This window comes from Herbiconiux aconitum (genome assembly GCF_024979235.1).
In the GTDB taxonomy this organism is placed as follows: Bacteria; Actinomycetota; Actinomycetes; order Actinomycetales; family Microbacteriaceae; genus Herbiconiux; species Herbiconiux aconitum.
Genome location: NZ_JANLCM010000001.1, coordinates 1955236 through 1976771 on the forward strand (window position 1 = coordinate 1955236; position 21536 = coordinate 1976771).

Annotated in this window: 23 protein-coding genes and 1 tRNA gene; 13 read left to right on the forward strand and 11 right to left on the reverse strand. The window is 68.2% G+C overall.

What is annotated here, in order from left to right:
• The first annotated feature begins 136 nt into the window (after positions 1-136).
• The gene (locus N1027_RS09335) at positions 137-1048 is read left to right on the forward strand and encodes a DsbA family protein (protein ID WP_259507165.1); all 912 of its coding nucleotides are present in this window, start codon (positions 137-139) and stop codon (positions 1046-1048) included.
• 44 nt (positions 1049-1092) lie between these two features.
• Positions 1093-1168: transfer RNA gene (locus N1027_RS09340), tRNA-Thr, on the forward strand.
• Positions 1169-1233: 65 nt separating this feature from the next.
• On the opposite strand, the gene N1027_RS09345 is transcribed toward N1027_RS09340, so the two are convergent.
• The 3 genes from N1027_RS09345 to sigJ all read right to left on the reverse strand — a co-directional run bounded on the left by N1027_RS09345 (position 1234) and on the right by sigJ (position 3991).
• Positions 1234-1713 carry a GNAT family N-acetyltransferase gene (locus N1027_RS09345; RefSeq protein WP_259507167.1) on the reverse strand — a complete coding sequence of 160 codons (480 nt, stop codon included), beginning with the start codon at positions 1711-1713 and terminating at the stop codon, positions 1234-1236.
• Positions 1714-1722: 9 nt separating this feature from the next.
• The gene (locus N1027_RS09350) at positions 1723-2925 is read right to left on the reverse strand and encodes an MFS transporter (protein WP_259507955.1); all 1203 of its coding nucleotides are present in this window, start codon (positions 2923-2925) and stop codon (positions 1723-1725) included.
• A gap of 145 nt (positions 2926-3070) precedes the next feature.
• Entirely contained in the window at positions 3071-3991 is a 921-nt protein-coding gene (gene sigJ, locus N1027_RS09355; protein ID WP_259507169.1) for an RNA polymerase sigma factor SigJ, read from the reverse strand.
• A gap of 127 nt (positions 3992-4118) precedes the next feature.
• Between sigJ and N1027_RS09360 the strand changes: the two genes are divergently transcribed.
• Complete coding sequence (locus tag N1027_RS09360; protein WP_259507171.1) at positions 4119-4592, forward strand: hypothetical protein; 474 nt, start codon at positions 4119-4121, stop codon at positions 4590-4592.
• The gene (locus tag N1027_RS09365) at positions 4589-5338 is read left to right on the forward strand and encodes an SDR family oxidoreductase (RefSeq protein WP_259507173.1); all 750 of its coding nucleotides are present in this window, start codon (positions 4589-4591) and stop codon (positions 5336-5338) included. Before N1027_RS09360 ends, N1027_RS09365 begins: the two co-directional genes overlap by 4 nt.
• Positions 5339-5431: 93 nt before the next feature.
• On the opposite strand, the gene N1027_RS09370 is transcribed toward N1027_RS09365, so the two are convergent.
• A complete protein-coding gene (locus N1027_RS09370) occupies positions 5432-5962 on the reverse strand; it encodes a nitroreductase family protein (protein WP_259507175.1) in 531 nt (176 codons plus the stop codon).
• Between the two features lie 23 nt (positions 5963-5985).
• Positions 5986-6387, reverse strand: coding sequence for a peptide-methionine (R)-S-oxide reductase MsrB (msrB, locus tag N1027_RS09375; RefSeq protein WP_259507177.1), 402 nt, complete (start codon positions 6385-6387; stop codon positions 5986-5988).
• A gap of 63 nt (positions 6388-6450) precedes the next feature.
• Here msrB and N1027_RS09380 point away from each other — a divergent pair, with 63 nt between their 5' ends.
• From N1027_RS09380 to groL, 6 genes are all read left to right on the forward strand, one after another.
• Positions 6451-6924 (forward strand): GNAT family N-acetyltransferase, encoded by a 474-nt coding sequence (locus tag N1027_RS09380; protein WP_259507179.1) that lies wholly within the window; start codon positions 6451-6453, stop codon positions 6922-6924.
• A gap of 118 nt (positions 6925-7042) precedes the next feature.
• A complete protein-coding gene (locus tag N1027_RS09385; protein WP_259507181.1) occupies positions 7043-7333 on the forward strand; it encodes a DUF3263 domain-containing protein in 291 nt (96 codons plus the stop codon).
• A gap of 16 nt (positions 7334-7349) precedes the next feature.
• On the forward strand, positions 7350-7976 hold the full coding sequence (locus N1027_RS09390) for a LytR C-terminal domain-containing protein (RefSeq protein WP_259507182.1): 627 nt from the start codon (positions 7350-7352) through the stop codon (positions 7974-7976).
• A 172-nt stretch (positions 7977-8148) separates the two neighbouring features.
• Positions 8149-8352, forward strand: coding sequence for a cold-shock protein (locus N1027_RS09395; protein WP_171703748.1), 204 nt, complete (start codon positions 8149-8151; stop codon positions 8350-8352).
• 72 nt (positions 8353-8424) lie between these two features.
• On the forward strand, positions 8425-9489 hold the full coding sequence (locus tag N1027_RS09400; RefSeq protein WP_259507184.1) for a DUF3048 domain-containing protein: 1065 nt from the start codon (positions 8425-8427) through the stop codon (positions 9487-9489).
• 111 nt (positions 9490-9600) lie between these two features.
• Positions 9601-11220 carry a chaperonin GroEL gene (gene groL, locus N1027_RS09405; RefSeq protein ID WP_259507185.1) on the forward strand — a complete coding sequence of 540 codons (1620 nt, stop codon included), beginning with the start codon at positions 9601-9603 and terminating at the stop codon, positions 11218-11220.
• Positions 11221-11627: 407 nt separating this feature from the next.
• Here the strand turns inward: groL and N1027_RS09410 are convergent, their stop codons facing one another.
• The 5 genes from N1027_RS09410 to N1027_RS09430 form a co-directional block, all read right to left on the reverse strand.
• Complete coding sequence (locus N1027_RS09410; RefSeq protein WP_259507187.1) at positions 11628-13364, reverse strand: sensor histidine kinase; 1737 nt, start codon at positions 13362-13364, stop codon at positions 11628-11630.
• A gap of 12 nt (positions 13365-13376) precedes the next feature.
• Entirely contained in the window at positions 13377-14066 is a 690-nt protein-coding gene (locus N1027_RS09415) for a response regulator transcription factor (protein ID WP_022897448.1), read from the reverse strand.
• Between the two features lie 93 nt (positions 14067-14159).
• Positions 14160-15800 carry a DNA repair helicase XPB gene (locus tag N1027_RS09420; protein WP_259507189.1) on the reverse strand — a complete coding sequence of 547 codons (1641 nt, stop codon included), beginning with the start codon at positions 15798-15800 and terminating at the stop codon, positions 14160-14162.
• A gap of 35 nt (positions 15801-15835) precedes the next feature.
• Positions 15836-17896: a helicase-associated domain-containing protein gene (locus N1027_RS09425; RefSeq protein WP_259507191.1), complete on the reverse strand. Its 2061-nt coding sequence runs from the start codon at positions 17894-17896 to the stop codon at positions 15836-15838.
• The gene (locus N1027_RS09430; RefSeq protein WP_259507193.1) at positions 17893-18156 is read right to left on the reverse strand and encodes a hypothetical protein; all 264 of its coding nucleotides are present in this window, start codon (positions 18154-18156) and stop codon (positions 17893-17895) included. Before N1027_RS09430 ends, N1027_RS09425 begins: the two co-directional genes overlap by 4 nt.
• Positions 18157-18235: 79 nt before the next feature.
• On the opposite strand from N1027_RS09430, the gene N1027_RS09435 reads away from it, so the two are divergent.
• Complete coding sequence (locus N1027_RS09435) at positions 18236-18616, forward strand: cold-shock protein (protein ID WP_259507195.1); 381 nt, start codon at positions 18236-18238, stop codon at positions 18614-18616.
• A complete protein-coding gene (locus N1027_RS09440) occupies positions 18616-19428 on the forward strand; it encodes a DUF3027 domain-containing protein (RefSeq protein WP_259507196.1) in 813 nt (270 codons plus the stop codon). Before N1027_RS09435 ends, N1027_RS09440 begins: the two co-directional genes overlap by 1 nt.
• Positions 19429-19513: 85 nt before the next feature.
• Here the strand turns inward: N1027_RS09440 and serC are convergent, their stop codons facing one another.
• Positions 19514-20632 carry a phosphoserine transaminase gene (gene serC / locus N1027_RS09445; RefSeq protein ID WP_259507197.1) on the reverse strand — a complete coding sequence of 373 codons (1119 nt, stop codon included), beginning with the start codon at positions 20630-20632 and terminating at the stop codon, positions 19514-19516.
• A 91-nt stretch (positions 20633-20723) separates the two neighbouring features.
• Between serC and N1027_RS09450 the strand changes: the two genes are divergently transcribed.
• A complete protein-coding gene (locus N1027_RS09450) occupies positions 20724-21416 on the forward strand; it encodes an iron-dependent transcriptional repressor DtxR (RefSeq protein WP_259507198.1) in 693 nt (230 codons plus the stop codon).
• The last annotated feature ends 120 nt before the right edge of the window (positions 21417-21536 follow it).

Genomic DNA, 21536 nt, shown 5'->3' on the forward strand with positions numbered 1-21536 from the left:
AGCCTGTGGCGATCTCCCAGACTCCCTTCCTACTATCATTGAGAAGTTGTGTCCCATCGGGAATGCCGCCCGATCGAGGCGACCACCGTTCAACTCAGCGCACACGAGCAACTCAGAACACACGGAGCATTCACGCATGACCAATGGCGGACCCGACGACTCGCGTCTTTCGAAGAATCAGCGCCGCGAGGCTGCGCGCGAGAAGGCGAAGCAGCTCCGCGAGGAACAGCGCAAGAAAGACATCCGCAATCGGGTCATCCTCATCTCCTCGCTGAGCGTCGTCGTGATCGCCATCGTCGTGGGCATCACGCTCGTGATCACGTCGACGTTGAAGCCCGCCGGCCCCGGCCCGCTCAACATGGCCAGCGACGGCATCACGATCGGCACCGACTTCACGGCCGTCACCACTCCCGCCCTGGCGGCGGGCGAAGACCCCGTGCCAACCACGCCCGACACATCGTCGGGCGTCGTCGACATCCGGATGTACGTCGACTACATGTGCCCGTTCTGCGGCCAGTTCGAGAGCACCAACAACGCGCAGATCGGCGATTGGGTCAAATCGGGGATCGCGACCGTCGAGATCCATCCGCTCTCCATCCTCGACCGCTCCTCGCTCGGCTCGAAGTACTCCACCCGGTCCGCCAACGCGGCCGCGTGCGTGGCGAACTACTCGCCCGACCAGTTCTGGGCGTTCAACGGGCTGCTCTTCTCGAACCAGCCCGCCGAGCAGACCGAGGGCCTCGACGACGACACCCTGAAAGACCTCGTGAGCCAGGCCGGTGTGACGGCGCAGGGCGACATCGACACCTGCATCGACGACACTCAGTTCAGGGGATGGGTGGCGGATGCGACCTCCCGAGCTCTGCAGGGCCCCCTGCCGAACTCCGACGAGAAGGCTGTCACCGGTACGCCGACCGTGCTGGTCAACGGTCAGAAGTACAGCGGTTCGCTGACGGATGCGGATGCCTTCTCGAGCTTCGTGCTGCAGGTCTCGGGCGACGAGTCGTCCACGCCCACACCGACGCCCACGCCGACCGCGGCCGGCTGATCCGGTCGGCCCTCGGGCCGTGGCTAGAATGAGGTGTTCCACCAGCCGGCCTGGCGCAATTGGTAGCGCACCGCTCTTGTAAAGCGGGGGTTACGGGTTCGAGTCCCGTGGCCGGCCCCACCCCTGTGTCCCGCCCTGCCGGAGAACGGCAGAATCGCAGTTCACGGCCCGTGTGACGAGGCGCGTCAGCGCAGGGGCAGCTCGTAGTGGCGGTACTCCTCGTCGGGCTGCCAGCCGCGCGACTCGTAGAGGTGCTGCGCCGTGAGGTTCGTGTGCGCCGTGGAGAGCTCGAGCCGGGCCGCACCGGCCTCGGCGCCGAGCTGCCGGGCCGCCTCGAGCAGCGCGGTAGCGACTCCGCGGCCCCGCGCATCCGGCTGCACGAAGAGGTCGTAGAGCACCAGGATCGGCGCGAGTTCGAGTGAGCAGAACGAGGGGTAGAGCTGCGTGAAGCCCGCGAGCGGGGCGCCCTCGTCGCCCTCGTCGTCGGCGCCGTCCACGGTGGCGACCAGCACGATCGACTCGCCTCGGCTCATCCGTTCGCCGAGATACGAGCGGGCGGCGGCGGAGGCGGATGCGCCCCTCGGCAGGCCGTAGAAACCCCGGTAGGCGTCGAAGAGCGGGGCGATGGCGTCGAGGTCGTCGAGGGTGGCAGGGCGCACGGGCATGCCCACACCCTAGCGAGCCGGGCGAGCCCTCCGCCGGTCGATTCCGAGCGAGAGCAGCAGCACGCAGAAGCCCACGGCGGCCAGGCCGACGCCGACGACGGCCGGCGAGAGGTAGCCGAACCCGGCCGCGATGGCGAGCCCGCCGAGGAACGCGCCGACGCTGTTGCCGATGTTGAGCGAGGAGTGGTTGAGCGCCGCGGCGATCGACTGCGCGTTGTGCGAGACATCCATCAGCCGGGTCTGGATGGCGGGGGAGCACGCGCCGGCACAGGCGCCGATCAAGAAGACGAAGATCAGGAGGCCCGGAGTGGTGTTGGCGAACACGGCGAACCCGAGCACCGAGACGCCGAGCGCGCTCAGGCTGATCAGGAGGGTGCGCGAGACGGAGCGGTCGGCGAGCCAGCCGCTCGTGAAGTTGCCGGCCGTCATGCCGACGCCGAAGACCACGAGCACCCAGGGCACCACGCCGCTCGAGAGGCCCGCCACGTCGGTGACCACGGGCGCGATGTAGGTGTAGACCGCGAAGATGCCGCCGAAGCCGATGGAGGCGAGGATGAGGGTGAGCCAGACCTGCAGACGGGTGAAGGCGCTGAGTTCGTTACGCAGGGTGGCGCTCGGGTCTCCCGGCTGGAACGGCACCGCAGCGACGATGGCCACCAGCGTCAGCGCGAAGATGACGGTCACCAGGAAATAGGCACTGCGCCAACCGAATTCCTGGCCGAGGAAGGTGCCGGCCGGAACACCCACCACGTTCGCGATGGCGAGACCTCCGAGCACGAAGGCGACACCGCGGGCCCGTTTTCCCGGGCCCATCAGCGAGGCCGCGACGAGCGACGCGATGCCGAAGTAGGCGCCGTGAGGGAGGCCGCTCAAGAAGCGGGCTGCCAGCACGAGCCCGAAGGAAGGCAGGATCGCCGAGAGCAGGTTGCCGGCCACGAACACGGAGACGAGCAGCACGAGCAGCCTCTTGCGAGGCCAGCGCGCTGCCGCGGCGGCGATGGTGGGGGCGCCCACAACGACCCCGAGGGCATAGGCCGACACCAGGTAACCGGCTGAGGCGTTCGCCGACGCCGGGTCGACCGCGTAGGTGCCGGGGAGCAGGTCTTGGGCGATGTTCGGAAGCAGCCCCATCGTCACGAACTCGGTCACGCCGATGCCGAAGCCACCTAGGGCGAGGGCCACGATCGCCAGCCAACGGCGCAGAACGCCCACATCGCGAAGGGGCGCGGGGCCGGCATCCGAATCCTGGGGGGCGGATCGTGCGGGCGCTGAGGGGGAGTCTTCGTCGACTGGAGCAGAATCCAGTTCAGTCACCGGTCAATCGTAGGGCACCACCGCCCGCCCCCTGACCGGTGCGTCAGTTCCAGAGCGAGAGCTTGTCGGGGTTGACGACGATCCACACGTCGGCCACCACACCCTCGACGACGTTCAGCGTCACGACGCCCACGATGCGGCCTTCCTCCCAGATGGCGAAGCCGAGGCCGTCGGGCGTCTCCTGCTCCACGACCTCGAGTTCCGGCCGTTTCGTGAGCAGGCCGAACAGGAACCGGGCCACGTTGTCGGCACCCTGCACGGGCTTGCGAGCGGCCGAGACCACGCCCCCTCCGTCGGAGCGCAGCACCACGTCGGGGTCGAGCACCGAGATGAGAGCCGAGAAGTCGCCGGTGCGGCTCGCCGCCGAGAAGGCCCGCACCACCTCGTCGTGCTGCGCCCGGGTCACCTGGCGAGCGCGGCTGGCCGCCACCCGGTGGCGAGCGGATGCTGCGAGCTTGCGAACGGCCGCCGGCGAACGCCCCACGGTCTCCGCGATCTCGTCGAACGGCACCGCGAACACATCGTGCAGCACGAAGCTCACCCGCTCGGCCGGCGTCATCGCCTCGAGCACGATGAGGAGGGCGGTACTGACCGAGTCGTCGAGCGTCACCCGGTCGAGGGGATCCTCCGATCCGGATGCCGCACCGCTGCCGAGCGCGCCGGCGAACGCGTCCGAGGGCACGGGTTCTGGCAGCCACGGGCCGACGTAGCGCTCGCGGCGCACCCGCGCCGAGGCGAGCACGTCGAGGCAGATGCGGCCGCACACCCGGGTGAGCCAGCCTCGCGGGGCCTCGATGGCGTCACGCTCCGGCTGCGACATCCGGTACCAGCGCGTGTAGGTCTCTTGAACGGCGTCTTCGGCCTCGGTCACCGTGCCGAGCATCCGGTAGGCCAGGCTCATCAGGTGCCGGCGCTCACCGATGACCTCGGCGTCGACCGTGGGGCGGTCGTCCGGTCCGCTCATCCGTCACTCCCTTGCTACCGCCCATCATGCCCCGTCCGTCGCACGGAGTCACCTGTCCAGACGAGGTCGGGCATTCGGATGTGACCTGGGGGCTCACATTCATGGCGTGCACCTCGTCTTGAGGGGTATGAACAGCACACCTCGACGCATCCTGCTCGCCGCCACGGCGATCCTCGGCGCCTACGTCGGCATCTGGGCAGCCTTCTTCCCCGGGTCGTTCTACGACGCCTTTCCCGGTTTCGGCCTCGCCTGGGTCTCGGTTGACGGACCGTTCAACGAGCACCTGATCCGCGATGTCGGGGGACTCTACCTCGGCCTCACCGCAGCGAGCATCGCCGCGATCCTCGCCCGCACCGCGGCACCGGGGCGCGTGGTGGGGCTCGGCTGGGCGGTGTTCGGTGCGATCCATTACGGCTATCACCTGCTGCATCTCGAGGGGTCGGCGATCGACATCGTGGGCAACGTCGTGAGCCTCGGCATCAGCCTCGCGCTCGGCGTGCTGCTCGCTCTTCCGGCGCGACCCGTGGTCGTGACGCCGGTGTCAGCCGCTCCGGCCGCCCTCGCCGCTCCGGCCGCGTCGGTTTCAGAAGCCACCCGATGAGGATCGCGGTGGCCGGTGGCACCGGCGCCGTCGGGAGGCGCGTCGTGGCGGCGCTCGTCGCATCCGGACACGACGCCTTCGCCCTCACGCGTTCCTCGGGCCACGACCTCACGGCGACGGATGCGCAGCCCGCCCTCGTGTCGGCGCTCGCCGGGTGCGCCGCCACGATCGACGTCACTTCGGTCGCCACAACGTCGTCGGCGACGTCGACCAGGTTCTTCGGCGCAGTGACCGGCAATCTGCTCGCCGCTGAGCGCGCGGCCGGGGTTCCGCATCACATCATCCTGTCGATCGTGGGCGCGGTCGAGGCCCCCGCCGCCTACTACGCGGGCAAGAAGCTGCAGGAGGACCTGGTGATGGCATCGAGCGGAGGCTGGAGCATCCTGCGTGCCACCCAGTTCCACGAGTTCGCCGCCCAGATGGTGGAGCAGGGGCGGATGGGCCCGGTGCAGGTCGTGCCCACCATGCGCTCGCAGCCGGTCGCGGCGGCCGACGTGGCGGAGGTGCTGGTCGAGATCGCGCTCGGCGAGCCGCGCGGTCTCGACCGCGACCTCGGCGGGCCGCAGGAGGAGAACATGGCCGACATGGTGAGGCGCTACCTCGCGGCGACGGGGCAGAAGCGCCCGGTTCTGGAGGTGCCCCTGCCGGGCCCGTGGGGCCACGCCTTGCGCGACGGCACCCTCCTGCCCGGCGCGACGGCCCGGCGTGCGTCCCAGACCTTCGCCGACTGGCTCGCCGCCCTCTGAGTCGACGCGTTTTCGGGAGGAGGAGCATCGAACGAGCCGCCGCTGAGGGGGTCGTTCTCCGCAGCTCCTCCCGAAACGGAGGTCGTGCGGGGCTCAGAGGCTGGAGAGGTGCTCCGAGACGCGGATGCGCCCCTTCGGGCGCTCTTTCTTGCCTCGATCCGGCAGGCCGCCGACATAGAGCCAGCCGAGCAGCTCCTCGTGCTTGCCGAGACCATGGGCGGCTCGCACGGGCGCCGTGCGGGTGAGTTCGCCCGAACGCCAGAACACGCCCCATCCCTCGTCGTCGAGGAGCAGCGAGAGTCCGTGGGCGACCCCGGAGGCAACGGCTTCCTGCTCCCAGTGGGGCACTTTGTGGCTCGGTTTGAACGAGGCGACCACCGCCAGCACCAGCGGTGCGCGATGCGCTTTCGCGCGGAACTTCTCGGCGTCTTTCCCGTGCGCGCCGTCGGCCTTGGCGAGGGCGGCACCCAGGATGTCGCGGGCATCCCCGCGGATCTCGATGACCCGCCACGGCCTCAGACCGCTGTGGTCGGCGAGCTGGCCGGCCGCCTCGACGAACGAGGCGACGTCGGCGTGGCCGGGCGCGACATCCGTCACCTTCGACGACGAACGCCGGGCGAGCATGGCCTCCTTGACGCCGGGCACTCCTATTCGGCCGCTTCGAAGCTGAGCGAGATGGAGTTCATGCAGTAACGGTCGCCGGTGGGCGTCTGCGGTGCGTCATCGAAGAGGTGCCCGAGATGCGATCCGCAGTTCGAGCAGCGCACCTCGGTGCGCACCATACCGAGCGAGCGGTCTTCGATGAGTTCGACGGCCTCGGAGCCGGTGGGGTCGTAGAAGCTCGGCCAGCCGCAGTGCGAGTCGAACTTGGTGGTGCTGCGGAAGAGCTCCTGGCCGCAGGCCTTGCACTTGTAGACGCCCTCGCGGTTCTCGTCGAGCAGCTCGCCCGTCCAGGGACGCTCGGTGGCCGCCTCGCGCAGCACGGCGAATTCCTCGCTCGACAGCTCGTCGCGCCAGGCGTCGTCGGACTTCTGTACCTCGTAGGTCATGGTGCTCCTGCAGTGAGTGGATTCGGGCGATCAGTCGTCAATCATCCCAGTAAACTCTGGCAGGTGGCTGCCCATTCCCCCGTTCAGAAGCGCTGGACCGAGCTGACGACCACGGAGCTCTATGCCTTCCTCAAGCTCCGCACCGACGTCTTCTTCGTCGAGCAGAAGGTCGACGAGTCAGAACTCGACTGGCGTGACGCCGAACCCGAGACCATCCACTACTGGATCGTCGAGGGCGGGCAGACGGTCGCCTACCTGCGGGTGCTGAGGGATGCCGAGCCTCAGCACGAAGACGCGCGTCGGCTCATCGGGCGGGTGGTCGTGCATCCCGAATTCCGCGGTCAGGGCTTGGCGCAGGTGCTGATCACGCAGGTGCTCGACGAATTCGGCGAGGAGTCACTGCTGCTGCACTCGCAGAGCTACATCGCGCCCCTTTACGCCCGGTTCGGTTTCGTCGCGTACGGCGACGAGTTCGTGGAGGCGGGCATCCGGCACATCTCGATGTTCCGGCCCGGGAACGACGACGACGCCGACTGAGCAGGCCTCGCACCGCGGGCCGGCGATCGCGCGGCCCGCCGCCGCTATCGGCGGGCGTTGAGGTGGCCGCCAATATGATGTGAAAAATATCCACCGCGCACGGAAAGAAGGGAGCAGGATGGCCGCCGCCGACGAACAGCCGCAGCCGGGTGTCCCCGCTCCGCTGAACGACCGCGACGCCCGCATCCTCGGCTTCGAACGTGCGTGGTGGAAGCATGCCGGTGCGAAAGAGCAGGCCATCCGCAAGGAGTTCGGACTCTCCTCGGCCCGGTACTATCAACTTCTCGGTGCGCTGATCGACTCTCCGGCCGCTCTCGCGCACGATCCGATGCTCATCAAGAGGCTTCAGCGGGTGCGGGATGCGCGAATGGCCGCGCGTTCCGCTCGACTGCTGTCGCGCGACGACTAGGACCTCACTCCCCACCATGGCCCGTTTCTCCGAGGACAGCTTCGACCGCCTGCCCGCCCACCGCGAACGCGTGGGCGCCCACCGCGGACCCCGCCCGCGCGGCCGGGGCTGGATCATCGTCGCCTGGGCGGCCCTCGCCACCGCTCTGCTGGTGGGTGGCGGCGTCACCTATCTCGCGGTCATCAACAACAACATCCAGTTCACGGGTGGTTCGAGCGGTGGCGCCAGCACGGCCGCGCCATCCGATGCCCCCACCCCTACTCCCACGATCACGCCGATCACCGACGGCACGCTGGCGGTGACCGTGCTGAACGGCACCGACAACGTCGGTCTGGCCGGGCGCGTCGGTCAGGCCGCGATCGACGCCGGCTGGAACGTCGGCACCATGGCGAACGCGAGCTCGACCGACTTCGCCACCACCACCGTCTACTACGAAGACCCCGCCAACGAAGCGGCTGCCCTCGGTCTTGCCCAGTTGCTCGGCAACGCGGCCACCGAGCAGTCGTCCACCTTCCAGGGAGCGGCGCTCACCGTCGTGGTCGGCACCGATTACGCGGGCCCGGGTCTGGATGCCGGAACCGGCGACGTGCCTGCTGACCCGCCGGCCGACGACACGGGCACGGAGTCCGACACCGGCGAATAGGGCCGCTTTCGGCTCGCAATATTTCGCGCGTGTTTCAGTCGTGTTGAGTTGCGATCACGATCTGTGGAATTCGCCGCTCGAGCCATTGTGCGAAGAATCTGCCCGAATAGGATGTGGAATCGGTGGTGGCAATTGTGTCACTTCTGCAGAAACACAGCACTTGGGAGTAACAATGGCGAATGGAACCGTCAAGTGGTTCAACGCTGAAAAGGGCTACGGCTTCATCACTGTCGATGGTGGCGGACAGGACGTCTTCGTCCACTACTCCGCGATCGACATGGCGGGCTACAAGGTCCTCGAAGAGGGCCAGCAGGTCGTCTTCGAAGTCGGCACCGGATCCAAAGGGCCACAGGCCGAGTCCGTTCGGCTTGCCTGATTCTTTTTCGAGGTTCCGCGGCGCACGTCGGAGTGCGTTCGTGGTGAGCGCCGGCGGCACTAGTCTGTGGGCGTGAAGAACCGCCGGAGAGCTGCCGCGCGCGTGGCATCCGGTGCCGCGCTGCTGCTCGCGACGGTGGGGCTCGCCGCCTGCTCGGCGCAGCCGAACCCGCCGGCGTCGACGGTGACGCCGACGGCCGCGTACTCCTCCGACTACCGCACCCCCGCGCCCACCGTGCCGGCACCCCTCCGCGGCACTCTGGTGGCGGCGGATTCGCTGAGGAGTCCATCGCTGGCGGCGAAGATCGACAACCACGAAGACGCCCGGCCGCAGATCGGCCTCGATCGAACCGACATCGTGTTCGAGGAGCTGGTCGAAGGCGGCATCACCCGCTACGTCGCCATCTGGCAGACCGACGTGCCCGAGCTGATCGGGCCGGTGCGGTCGATCCGGCCGATGGATCCCGACATCCTGTCGTCGTTCGGCGGCATCGTCGCCTTCTCGGGCGGGCAGGAGCAGTTCGTCGACATGATGCGCGCGGCCCCGGTCTACAGCGCGATCCACGGCGAGAGCGACACCGAGTCGACCTTCTACCGGATGGACGGGCGTGACAGCCCGCACGACGTGGTGGTCAAGGCGACCGAACTGGTGGGCGAGCATCCCGACCTGGCCGTGCCGGGGCAGCAGTTCGCGTACTCCTTCGACGTGCCGTCGTCGACGGCGGCGATCGACGGTGCGCCGACCGGCTCCCTCGACCTGGTGTTCTCGGATGCGCGGTTCCCCAGCTGGATCTGGGATGCGCCCTCCGCGAAATTCCTCCGCCTGCAGGAGGGGTCGCCTGATCTCAGCGAGTCGGGCCAACAGCTTTCGGCGACGAACGTGGTCACCCTGCGGGTCGACGAGGTCTACGATTACGACGCCGAGGTGCCGCGCGCCGTGATGGTCGCTTCAGGCGAGGCGTGGGTTTCGACCGGCGGAAAGACGGTGCACGCGACCTGGTCGAAGGATGCTCCGACCTCGCCGATCCGCCTCGTCGACGACCTCGGCGCCACGGTTCGGCTCGCGCCGGGCAACACCTGGGTGGAACTCGTTCCCCTCGACCAAGGCAGCGTCACCGTCGTTCCTCCCGCGGCGTGAGCTCACTTGCACTCCCACCCTCCGAGTGCCAGTATTGCTTTAGCACTCGTGAACACTGAGTGCTAACACACCTGAATCTTTGAATACGTCCAGGGAGGACGAGAAACACATATGGCAAAGATCATTGCTTTCGATGAAGAGGCCCGTCGTGGCCTCGAGCGTGGCCTCAACATCCTCGCCGACGCCGTCAAGGTGACGCTCGGCCCGCGCGGCCGCAACGTCGTGCTCGAGAAGAAGTGGGGCGCTCCCACGATCACCAACGACGGCGTGTCCATCGCCAAGGAGATCGAGCTCGACGACCCGTACGAGAAGATCGGCGCGGAGCTCGTCAAGGAGGTCGCCAAGAAGACCGACGACGTCGCGGGCGACGGAACCACCACCGCCACCGTGCTCGCTCAGGCCCTGGTCAAGGAAGGCCTCCGCAACGTGGCCGCCGGCGCCGACCCGATCAGCCTCAAGAAGGGCATCGAGAAGGCCGTCGCGGCTGTCTCGGCCGAGCTGATCAAGAACGCCAAGGAGATCGAGACCAAGGAAGAGATCGCTGCGACCGCTTCCATCTCGGCCGCCGACCCTGAGATCGGCGCCATCATCGCCGAGGCCATCGACAAGGTGGGCAAGGAAGGCGTCGTCACCGTCGAGGAGTCGAACACCTTCGGCACCGAGCTCGAGCTGACCGAGGGCATGCGCTTCGACAAGGGTTACCTGTCGGCCTACTTCGTCACCGACCCGGAGCGTCAGGAAGCGGTCTTCGAAGACCCCTACATCCTGATCGTGAACAGCAAGGTCTCGAACATCAAGGACCTGCTGCCGATCGTCGACAAGGTCATCCAGACCGGCAAGCAGCTGCTCATCATCGCGGAAGACGTCGATGGCGAAGCGCTGGCCACTCTGGTCGTCAACAAGATCCGCGGCATCTTCAAGTCGGTCGCCGTCAAGGCCCCCGGCTTCGGTGACCGTCGCAAGGCTCAGCTGCAGGACATCGCGATCCTCACCGGCGGCCAGGTCATCTCCGAGGAGGTCGGTCTCAAGCTCGAGAACGTCACTCTCGACCTGCTCGGTCAGGCCCGCAAGGTCGTCATCACGAAGGATGAGACCACGATCGTCGAGGGCGCCGGCGACGGCGAGGCCATCGCCGGACGTGTTGCTCAGATCCGTGCCGAGATCGAGAACACCGACAGCGACTACGACCGCGAGAAGCTCCAGGAGCGCCTCGCGAAGCTCGCCGGTGGTGTGGCGGTCATCAAGGCCGGTGCAGCGACCGAGGTCGAGCTGAAGGAGCGCAAGCACCGCATCGAAGACGCCGTGCGCAACGCCAAGGCTGCCGTCGAAGAGGGCATCGTCGCCGGTGGTGGCGTCGCCCTCATCCAGGCCGGCAAGACCGCGTTCGCGAACCTCGAGCTCGTCGGTGACGAGGCGACCGGTGCGAACATCGTCAAGGTGGCCATCGAGGCTCCGCTGAAGCAGATCGCCTTCAACGCGGGCATGGAGCCGGGAGTCGTCGCCGCCAAGGTGCGCGACCTCGACTACGGCTGGGGCCTGAACGCCGCGACCGGTGAGTACGTCGACCTTCTGGCCGCCGGCATCATCGACCCGGCCAAGGTCACCCGCTCGGCTCTGCAGAACGCAGCGTCGATCGCCGGTCTGTTCCTGACCACCGAGGTCGTCGTGGCCGACAAGCCCGAGAAGAACGCCGCTCCGGCGGGCGACCCCACGGGTGGCATGGACTTCTGAGTTAGCTGCAGCAAAGCGCCCTCCGCCTTCGGCGGGGGGCGTTTTGCTGTTCGCGCCGCCGCTTCTGCGGCGCGAAGAGAGATGTGGGCGTGAGGTCGCTCCGCGGCCTCGCGCCCACATTGTGCCGGGTGGAGGCGCCTCACAGAAGTACGGGGCAACGCGCTCGTTCTGTCACCGAGTCGCCAAGACACGCCGTAACCCCCGAGGGCGTTGCGGCGTGTCTTGGCGACTCGGTGATGGCCGGGTCGGGGTCAGGGTGGCGCTTCTCGGTGCGGGCACGGGCGGCGGCGTGCGCGGCTTGCAGGAGCTCGATGATGTGGGGCATGGTGCGCTCGGCGTTCACCAGCCGCGGGTCTTGGTGTTACCGCGACCTCGGGAAACGCACAAACCCGCGGATGAGCGCCGGCTCAGGCCGGGAGAGGCCTCGTGGGCGGGGGCGTGGGTGCCGCACCGACCGGCATGAGGGGGAGGGTGACCCGGAAGGTCGCACCGCCACCGGGGGTCTCCAGCGCCTCGACGGTGCCGTGGTGGGCGGCGACGATCGACGAGACGATGGCGAGCCCGAGGCCCGATCCGCCGGTCTCCCGAGTGCGCGACGAGTCGGCGCGGTAGAAGCGCTGGAAGATCTTCTCGCGGATCTGCGGCGGGATGCCGTCACCATGATCGATCACGTCGATCGTCGCCACACGCCGGGATTCGTCGACCTGCAGGGACAGTTCGATCGGACTGTCGGCCTCGGTGAAGCGCAGGGCGTTGCCGATCAGATTCGTGAGCACCTGACGGATCTTGTTCTCCTCGGCGAGCACGATGGGCCGCACCTCGGGGATCGCGACGGGCGCGGTCTCGGCGGGCGCCACGGGTGCGGAGTCCGCGGCCCCGCCGGACTGGCCGTTCGGTGCGGTCACGGGCTTCGGCCGGCGGCGCAGGCGTGCGAGTGTCGCGTTGGCGAAGTTGATCGGACGCGTGGCGGTGGACGGCGTGCGCGACGCATCCGGTGCATCCGGATCTGCCGGCGGAAGTCCCTCGATCGCGGGCGCGAACGACACCGGCGACGGCCCCGCCGGCGTGAGGGCCGACACGATGCGGCCCGGGCTCGCAGCGCGGGCATCCATCGCCGCATCGAGGGTGAGCGGCACGAGGTCGACCGGGGAGAGCTGCAGCGGGCGGGTCTCGTCGAGACGGGCGAGCTCGAGGAGGTCTTCGACGAGCGTGCCCATCCGGATCGCCTCCTTCTCGATGCGATCCATCGCCTGGGCCACGTCTTCGGGGGTCTGGAGGGCGCCCATGCGATAGAGCTCGGCGTAGCCGCGCACCGAGACCAACGGGGTGCGGAGTTCGTGCGAGGCGTCGCCGACGAAGCGGCGCATCTGATCGATGGTCTTCGCTCGATCGGCGAAGGCCGAGTCGATGCGCGAGAGCATCGTGTTGAGCGACCGGTTGAGCCGCCCGACCTCGGTGTTGGGCATGGCATCCGACATACGGCGGCTGAAGTCGCCGCCGTCGGCGATGGCCGCGGCCGTGCGTTCCACCTCGCGCAGCGGGCCGAACGTCGACGTCACGAGCAGACGCGTCAGCATGGCGCCCAGGATGACCACACCCACGCCGAAGGCGAGGAAGATCGACAGATAGGTGGCCGTGGTCTTCTCGGTCTCAGCCAGAGACTTCGCGATCACCACATTGCCGAGCGAGCCGTCGCCGCCGAAGAGATAGACCGTGGTGGCGATCGCGTGCCACTCGGTGCGCTGGTCGATCGAGTCGACGCTGAACACCTTGCCGCCCAGCAGGTTGGAGGTGTCGAGCGACACCTGCGCGTTCGGCATCGTGTTCTCGTCGCGTTCGCCCCAGTTCGAGACGATCAGGTTGCCGGAGGCGTCGAGCAGCCCCACGAAGTAGTCGGTGGGAGCCGAGGTGATGTCTTCGATGCGGAACTGCTCGGTCGTGGCATCCGGCCCGAGAAAGGGCGACGGGTCTTTACTGGCCGCGTCGAGCTGGCTGTCCACCTGCTGCAGGAGGTAGGTGCGCAGCACGATCATGGTGCCGACGCCCGACACGACGAGCCCGAAGGTGAGCATCAACACCGTCACACCGGTGATCTTGGAGCGCAGCGAAATCGAGTTCCACTGCTTGAGGATGGCGTTGAGCATGCTCCGGAAAGGCTACGCCTTGCTCACCTTCAGCATGTACCCGAAGCCGCGCTTGGTCTGGATGAGCGACTCCTCGGTGTGGGCGTCGAGCTTGCGGCGCAGGTAGGAGATGTAGCTCTCCACGATGCCGGCGTCGCCGTTGAAGTCGTATTCCCAGACGTGGTCGAGGATCTGGGCCTTCGACAGCACGCGGTTGGGGTTGAGCATCAGGTAACGCAACAACTTGAACTCGGTGGGGGAGAGCTCGATGGCGGCGTCACCCACGAAGACCTCGTGCGTGTCCTGGTCCATCGTCAGCTCGCCCGCACGGATGATCGCATCCTCGTCGGCCTGCATGGTGCGACGGAGGATCGCCTTGATGCGCGCCACGATCTCGTCGAGGCTGAACGGCTTGGTGACGTAGTCGTCGCCGCCGACCGTGAGACCCGTGATCTTGTCTTCGGTGTCGTCTTTCGCCGTGAGGAAGAGGATGGGGGCGGTGTAGCCCGCCGCTCGCAGCCGCTTGGTGACGCCGAAGCCGTTCATGTCGGGCAGCATCACGTCGAGGATGATGAGGTCGGGCTCCTCCTCGAGAACGGCGGAGATGGTCTGGGCGCCGTTGCTGACAGCGCGCACCGCGAACCCGGCGAATCGCAGGCTCGTGGTGAGGAGGTCGCGGATGTTCGGTTCGTCGTCGACGATCAAAATGCGGGGGCCGGTCATGCACTTATTCTCTGCGGGTTCGCTGAGCACAAGCTGAGAGCATCTCGGATGCAATCGGGCAGGCTCCGATGCAACGGAGCCGACGCGGCGGGCTTAGGCCGCCAGCGAATCCGAGTCGATGATGCTGTAGGCGTAACCCTGCTCCGCGAGGAAGCGCTGGCGGTTCTGCGCGAACTCCTGGTCGACCGTGTCGCGCGCGACGAGCGTGTAGAAGCTCGCGGGCAGACCCGACTCCTTCGGTCGCAGCAGCCGGCCGAGGCGCTGGGCTTCCTCCTGGCGCGATCCGAACGATCCGGAGACCTGGATGGCCACACTCGCCTCGGGCAGATCGATCGAGAAATTCGCCACCTTCGACACCACGAGGATCTTCTCGTCGCCGTCGCGGAAGGCCTGGAAGAGCCGCTCGCGCTCGGGAACCGGCGTCGCTCCGGTGATCTCGGGGGCGCCGAGTTCGCGCGAGAGCTCGTCGAGCTGGTCGAGGTATTGCCCGATCACCAGGATGCGCTCGCCACGGTGGTGCTCGATGAGCTGCCGCGTCGCATCCAGCTTGGCGGGTGCCGTCGCGGCGAGCCGATACCGCTCGTCGTCGCCGGCGGCCGCGTAGGTCATCCGTTCGCTGAACGGCAGGTCGACGCGCACCTCGTAGCAGTTCGCGGGCGCGATGTAGCCCTGCGCCTCGATCTCTTTCCACGGGGCGTCGAACCGCTTCGGACCGATCAGGCTGAAGACATCCGACTCGCGGCCGTCTTCGCGCACGAGGGTCGCGGTGAGGCCGAGGCGGCGTCGGGCCTGCAGGTCGGCGGTCAACTTGAACACCGGGGCGGGGAGCAGGTGCACCTCGTCGTAGATCACGAGACCCCAATCGAGCGCGTCGAGCAGTTCGAGGTGGGCGTACTTGCCGCTGCGCTTGGAGGTGAGGATCTGGTACGTCGCGATGGTGACCGGCTTGACCTCCTTCACGAGCCCCGAGTACTCACCGATCTCGTCTTCGGTGAGCGAGGTGCGCTTCAGCAGCTCGGCGCGCCACTGGCGGGCCGAGACGGTGTTGGTGACGAGGATGAGCGTGTTGGTCTTCACGGTCGCCATCGCGCCCGCGCCGACGAGGGTCTTGCCGGCACCGCAGGGCAGCACCACGACGCCCGAGCCGTGGGCGGAGAAGTTGTCGATGGCCTTCTGCTGGTAGTCGCGCAGGTGCCATTCGGCCTGATCGAGGTCGATCGCGTGCGGTGTGCCGGGCGTGAAGCCGGCCAGGTCGTCGGCGGGCCAGCCGAGCTTGATCAGCTCCTGCTTCAGTTGCCCACGGGCCCAGGGCTCGATGCTCCAGGTGCCGTCGTCGAGCTTCTGCGTGAGGAGCGGCGCCACTTTCTTTCCCCGCGTGATCTCGGCGAGCACGGCGGGGTCGGTGGAGCGCAGCGTGAGCAGCCCCTCCGGCTGACGCTCGATCACGAGCTTGCCGTAGCGGCCGATCGTCTCGATGATCTCGACGGTGACCGACTGCGGCACCGCGAACTTCGAAAAGCGCTCGAGCGTGGCGAGGATCTCTTCGGCCGAGTGACCGGCCGCGCGGGCGTTCCAGAGCCCGAGCCGAGTGATGCGGTAGGTGTGAACATGCTCGGGGGCGCGTTCGAGTTCGGCGAAGACCGCGAGCTCGTGTCGCGCGGATTCGGCATCCGGATGCGCGACCTCGAGCAGCACGGTTCGGTCGCTTTGGACGATGAGAGGGCCGTCGGGCATGACAGACAAGTCTACGGCGGCTCGCTGTCGGTCGGTCATTCCGCGGCTGCTATGAGCTGGATGTTCGCCACGGGCACCGTTCGCTCGATGCCGGCCCGCACGTCGACGCAGCGCAGGCGGCCGTTCGAGAGACTGAGCGGCGTGACGTCGAGACGCACGGTGCTGCCGTCGGGCATCCGCACCGCGATCGTCACCGGGGTGCGCGAGCGCACGGCCTTGTCGAGCTGACGGGCGACCCAGGCGCTCTCGTCGCCTGGAGCCGAGCGGGCCGACGACTCGCGGAGACGCCGCACGAACTCGGCGACTGCGGCGGGGTTGTCGGCGCGGGGCCCGGTGGCACTCGCGACCTGCTCGGTCGGGGCGACGGCGACGCGGGCGCGGCGCATGACGAGCTCGCGACCCTCGGCGTCTTCGGCGAGCACCGGGTAGCGGGCGTCGACCAGGAGCCAGTAGGTGGCGGTGGCGTCGACCCGGCTGGAGAGGGAACCGTCGTCGTCGCGGCGGAGACCGAGCGGGGCGAGCGACTGATCGACGGCGATCGTGCCCAGGAGGCCACGGTCGGTGGTGCGGATGAGGGTGCGGGCGCCGTAGGGCGACGAGGTGGGAGTGCTGCCGTCGGTGACGGGCGCCTCTCCGAGGCGTCGCACCCGCACCAGGCCGTGCCGGCGCCCACCCTCGGCGAGCAGGTAGTCGAGCGCTTGCGGGAGACCCGTGAGCGAGGTGGCGGCCAGGAACTCGCGCAGCGAGGTCTCCGTCTCGCCCGAGGCGAGTGCGCGGTCGATCGTCGGCTGCGAGATGCGATACGTGGATGCGACGCCGCGGTTCTCCAGATCGGCGAGCAGACGGATGCGCGCGTCGACGGGCGGCACCAGCGGGCCCGGCGCGATGACCGAGAGGTCGTGCTGCAGGTAGACCTGGGCGACCTCGGGCGGCAGCGCGGCGGTGAGGGCGTCGAGGTCGCGGGTGGCAGCGGCGGACGGCGCGGTGGTGCCGCTCGTGGGGGTCGCGGTGCTCGCGGTGGTTGCGATGCTCGCCGCGTCGACGGCGCTCGCCGCCAGGGCGGCGCGACCGAAGAGGGTGCTGCGGCCGTCGACCGTGAGGCCGAGGAGCTCGGCGACGGCGTCGACCTGGGCCAGCCCGGCGCGCATCGCGTCGTCGGCCGCGGGGAAGAGGGCGGAGTACGCCGCGCGAAGCGGGGCGCCACTGGACCACTCGGCGCCGGCGCCGCTGGAGTTCCCGGTCGCGGTCGCGGCAGCGGCGTGCAGGGCGCGGCGCACCGGCTCGTCGAGGCTGCCGATCCAGGCCGTGGCGAGAGCGAGCCAGCGCTCGGCACTGGGCAGTCGACTCCACTCGTCGGCGCGAGTCGTGGAGAGCAGGGTGTCGACATCGACGACCACGAGGCGCGCGGCCGTCGCCACCTCGACCAGAGCACCGATCGTCGCGGGTTCGACCGCGAGCAGTGCGCCGAGCCGCTTCTCCTCACCGGCCGAGAGCCCGCCTCGGGCGAGCAACCGCATGGGAGCGGTGCGTAGTTGCTGGCCGAGCTCTGAGATGGCCGAGAGGGCGATGAACGCGCGTTCGCTCGCCAGGGCGTCGGTCGAAGGGGCGGCGACCGCGGGCGAGAGACCGGCGGGCACCTCGGGCGATGCCTCCGGGAGGCCGACAACCTCTCCGGATGCCGCAGCGGCCTCCGGAATCGCGGAGGGGGCGGCGGCTCGAGGTGTCGCGGCGGCGGCCTCCCGGGGTGCTGCTTCGGTGAGCACCGCGGTGGCCACCTCGGCGGCCGCGGAGTAGGCACGGAAGCCGCGCGGCGAATCCGCAGCGGCCTCGGCCAGACCGAGGGTGATCAAGGTCTCGGCGGGCCGGCCCGGCGCATCCGACTCTCCAGCGGCTTCGTCGCCCGCCAGCGCGGCGATCGTCGCCCGGTCGAGCGGACGCAGGGCCAGGCGCACCGATGCGGGCTCGAGCAGGGCGTCGGCGAGGTCGAAGAAGTCGCGCACGTCGCGCGACGGAACGTGCCGGATCACCAGGAGAGCGGTTAGCGCGTCGTCATCGAGGGCGCTGAGCCGCCGGGCGAGGGGGAGCGAATCGCTCATCGACTCCCGCGAGCGTCGCGGAGCCGCCGACGAGTGCTGAGGACGAGCAGGATGATCATGAACACCAGCCCGATCGGCAGCCCGATGAGCGGCAGGAAGATGATGGTGGGCCAGACGCCGGAACCGAAGTCGCGCACGCCGAGCAGGGTGCCGACGATGACGGCCAGGAATGCGAGCACGGACAGGCCGATGGTGGCCGCGACCATGAACGCCAAGGACCGTTCGGCACGGCTCGTCGGCGTCTTCTCTTCATCACTCACGTCACTAAGGATACGTGCACCGGTAGGCTGGGCAGTGGCCACGAGAGGTATTCGGGCCGATAACACGAGGAGATTCGCGATGCCCACCGGCAAGGTCAAGTTCTACGACGACGAGAAGGGCTTCGGCTTCATCAGTTCCGATGACGGTCAAGAAGTGTTCCTGCACGCGTCCGCCCTGCCTGCGGGAGCCACGGTCAAGGCCGGCACGAAACTCGAGTTCGGCATCGCCGATGGCAAGCGCGGCGCGCAGGCGCTCTCGGTGCGGGTGCTCGAAGCTCCGCCGAGCCTGCAGAAGATGGCGCGCAAGCCCGCCGACGACATGGCGGTGATCGTCGAAGACCTCGTGAAGGTGCTCGACTCGATCGGCGGAAACCTCAAGCGAGGCCGCTATCCCGACAACGCCCACAGCCGCAAGATCGCCGCTCTGCTCCGCAAGGTCGCAGACGAGTTGGACGCCTAGTGGCGCCCGATCACCCCGTCGACGACGAGCAGCCCGAGCAGATCGAGCAGCCCCAGCACGTCGAAGCGGCTGAGGAACGGCCTGCTGACGACCAGCGGGCCGATGTCACCGATGCCGATGCGCCCACCGAGGTCGTGGAGGAGAAGCCGGCGCCGGTCGTCGACGAGGTGCTGCTCGCGTCCGTCGACCTGGCACGCGGCGCCCTGCTCGAGATCACCCCGGCTGCCACGATCGGTCAGGTCGTCGGCTCGATCGCCGAAGAAGACCACGTTCTGAGCCTTCACTTCGAGTCGAAGCTCCCGGGCTACCCGGGCTGGCACTGGACGGTGACGCTGTCGCGCATCGACGAGTCGTCGGAACCGAGCGTGCTCGAGATCGAGATGCTGCCGGGCGAGAACGCTCTGATCGCGCCCGATTGGGTGCCGTGGTCGGAGCGTCTTGCCGAATACACGCTCGCGCAGGAGCTGGCCGAAGCCACGGCGGCGGCCGACGACGAAGACGGCGACGACTCCGACGAGGATGACGACGACGATCACGACCTCGACCTCGACGACGGGCTCGACCTCGACGACGGCATCGACATCGACGACCACGTCACCGACGACGACGAGCTCGAGGCTGCGGCCGAGGCCGGCGAGGCGGATGATGACGAGTCCGACGATGATGACGAGTCGGATGACGACGAGTCGGACGATGACGACGAGTCGGACGATGACGGGTCCGATGACGACGACACCGAGGATGACGACGACGAGTCGGGCGACTACGACGCCGACGACCCGCACGCGGAGGGCCCCTGGTCCGACCGCTGACCGTCGAGAATCGCAAACGTCGCTCGAACCGCCGCCTCTACGGGCGAGGTTCGAGCGACGTTTGCGTTATCCGACGCGAGGAGCGTCAGGAAGCCAGCTGCTCCACGACGAACTCGATCGACGAGATGAGAGCGCGCACGTCATCGGGCTCGATCGACACGAAGGTCGCGACGCGCAGCTGGTTGCGGCCGAGCTTGCGGTAGGGCTCGGTGTCGACGATGCCGTTCTGGCGGAGCGTGGCAGCGACGGCCGCCGCGTCGACCGTGTCGTCGAAGTCGATCGTCACGACCACCTGCGAGCGATGCGCCGGGTCGGCCACGAAAGGCGTCGCGTAGGAGACGCCGGATGCCCAGTCGTAGAGCGCCGACGACGACTCCGCGGTGCGCGCCGAGGCCCAGTCGAGGCCGCCGTTGCCGTTGATCCAGTCGATCTGGTTCTCCAGCAACACGAGCGTCGCGATGGCCGGGGTGTTCAGCGTCTGGTTGAGGCGTGAGTTGTCGACCGCGTTCTTGAGGCTGAGGAACTCCGGGATGTAACGACCGGATGCCGCGACCCGCTCCACGCGCTCGAGTGCGGCGGGCGAGAAGAGAGCGAACCACAGACCGCCGTCGCTGGCGAAGTTCTTCTGCGGAGCGAAGTAGTAGACATCCGTCTCGGAAGCGTCGAAGGAGACACCCCCGGCCGCGCTCGTGGCGTCGATCACCGTGAGAGCGCCTGCGTCGCCGTGCACGCGGGTGACGGGCGCCATGACACCCGTGCTCGTCTCGTTGTGCGGCCACGCGTAGACGTCGACGCCCTCGACGACCTCGATCGATCCGCGGCTACCGGCCTCCGACTTCACGACGTGTGGGGCTTCGAGCCAGGGAGCGGCGGCCGCTGCGGCGAACTTCGAGCCGAACTCACCGAAGGAGAGGTTCTCGGCCCGATTCTGAATCAGGCCGAAAGCCGCGGCGTCCCAGAACGCGGTCGAACCGCCGTTGCCGAGCACCACTTCGTAGCCCTCGGGGAGGGAGAAGAGAGTCGAGAGCCCGGAGCGCACAGATTTCACCAGGTTCTTGACAGGTGACTGGCGATGGCTCGTGCCGAGCAAGGAGGCGCCGCGCGTCACGAGGTCTTCGAGCTGAGCCGCCCTGACCTTCGATGGCCCGCAACCGAAACGGCCATCGGCGGGGAGTCGATCGGTGGGAATCTGGATCTCGGCCATGGGGTCAATAGTATCGACGCGCGAGGGCCCGGGTCGCACGGCGAAACACTAGGCTGGGTTAGGTACGCCTCACAAGGCCTAGGAGCATTCATTGGCAGATCTCATCGACACCACCGAGATGTATCTCCGCACGATCCTCGAGCTCGAGGAGGAGAACATCAACCCTCTTCGTGCTCGCATCTCGGAGCGTCTCGGGCACTCCGGGCCCACCGTGTCGCAGACCGTGGGCCGGATGGAGCGCGACGGTCTGGTCGTGGTCTCGCTCGACCGCCATCTCGAACTCACCGAGGTGGGTCGTCGTAAGGCCATCTCGGTGATGCGCAAGCACCGACTCGCAGAGCGTCTCTTGAGCGACGTGATCGGCCTCGAGTGGGAGCTCGTGCACGAAGAGGCATGCCGCTGGGAGCATGTGATGAGCGAGCAGGTCGAGCGACGCATCCTCGACATGCTCGACCACCCGACCGAGTCGCCCTACGGCAACCCGATCCCGGGCCTCGACGCCTTCGGCGAGGCCGCGGCCATCCCTTTCACCAAGGGCGTCGTGAACATCGTGACCCTGGTGCACGGAGCTGTCGGTCCGCAGACGAAGACGATTCGCCGGCTCGGCGAGCCCGCCCAGGTCGATCCGGAACTCCTGCTGCAGTTGAAGCAGTCCGGCATCGTGCCGGGGGCCACCGCGGCCTTCAGTTCGGTGGGTTCCTACGTTCTAGTCGAGGTTGAAGGTTTCGGCGAAGGCCTTGAACTGCCCAATGAGGTCGCGAGCCATATATTCGTTGGTATCTAAATCCGCTGAGCGGATGCAGCGTTACAGAATTGTTAAAAAGGGCGGGTTGCGAAGTGACAAAGCCCCGACCCTCCCGTATTCTCTAACGAGTCCCCCGACCACCTGACGGTCAGGGACGCG

What these genes read in the sequence shown, in the direction of transcription:
- N1027_RS09335 (WP_259507165.1), top strand. Translation starts at nt 137, where the DNA reads ATGACCAATGGCGGACCCGACGACTCGCGTCTTTCGAAGAATCAGCGC.
- N1027_RS09345 (WP_259507167.1), bottom strand. Translation starts at nt 1,713, where the DNA reads ATGCCCGTGCGCCCTGCCACCCTCGACGACCTCGACGCCATCGCCCCG.
- sigJ (WP_259507169.1), bottom strand. Translation starts at nt 3,991, where the DNA reads ATGAGCGGACCGGACGACCGCCCCACGGTCGACGCCGAGGTCATCGGT.
- N1027_RS09360 (WP_259507171.1), top strand. Translation starts at nt 4,119, where the DNA reads ATGAACAGCACACCTCGACGCATCCTGCTCGCCGCCACGGCGATCCTC.
- N1027_RS09365 (WP_259507173.1), top strand. Translation starts at nt 4,589, where the DNA reads ATGAGGATCGCGGTGGCCGGTGGCACCGGCGCCGTCGGGAGGCGCGTC.
- N1027_RS09370 (WP_259507175.1), bottom strand. Translation starts at nt 5,962, where the DNA reads ATGCTCGCCCGGCGTTCGTCGTCGAAGGTGACGGATGTCGCGCCCGGC.
- msrB (WP_259507177.1), bottom strand. Translation starts at nt 6,387, where the DNA reads ATGACCTACGAGGTACAGAAGTCCGACGACGCCTGGCGCGACGAGCTG.
- N1027_RS09385 (WP_259507181.1), top strand. Translation starts at nt 7,043, where the DNA reads ATGGCCGCCGCCGACGAACAGCCGCAGCCGGGTGTCCCCGCTCCGCTG.
- N1027_RS09390 (WP_259507182.1), top strand. Translation starts at nt 7,350, where the DNA reads ATGGCCCGTTTCTCCGAGGACAGCTTCGACCGCCTGCCCGCCCACCGC.
- N1027_RS09395 (WP_171703748.1), top strand. Translation starts at nt 8,149, where the DNA reads ATGGCGAATGGAACCGTCAAGTGGTTCAACGCTGAAAAGGGCTACGGC.
- groL (WP_259507185.1), top strand. Translation starts at nt 9,601, where the DNA reads ATGGCAAAGATCATTGCTTTCGATGAAGAGGCCCGTCGTGGCCTCGAG.
- N1027_RS09410 (WP_259507187.1), bottom strand. Translation starts at nt 13,364, where the DNA reads ATGCTCAACGCCATCCTCAAGCAGTGGAACTCGATTTCGCTGCGCTCC.
- N1027_RS09415 (WP_022897448.1), bottom strand. Translation starts at nt 14,066, where the DNA reads ATGACCGGCCCCCGCATTTTGATCGTCGACGACGAACCGAACATCCGC.
- N1027_RS09420 (WP_259507189.1), bottom strand. Translation starts at nt 15,800, where the DNA reads ATGCCCGACGGCCCTCTCATCGTCCAAAGCGACCGAACCGTGCTGCTC.
- N1027_RS09425 (WP_259507191.1), bottom strand. Translation starts at nt 17,896, where the DNA reads ATGAGCGATTCGCTCCCCCTCGCCCGGCGGCTCAGCGCCCTCGATGAC.
- N1027_RS09435 (WP_259507195.1), top strand. Translation starts at nt 18,236, where the DNA reads ATGCCCACCGGCAAGGTCAAGTTCTACGACGACGAGAAGGGCTTCGGC.
- serC (WP_259507197.1), bottom strand. Translation starts at nt 20,632, where the DNA reads ATGGCCGAGATCCAGATTCCCACCGATCGACTCCCCGCCGATGGCCGT.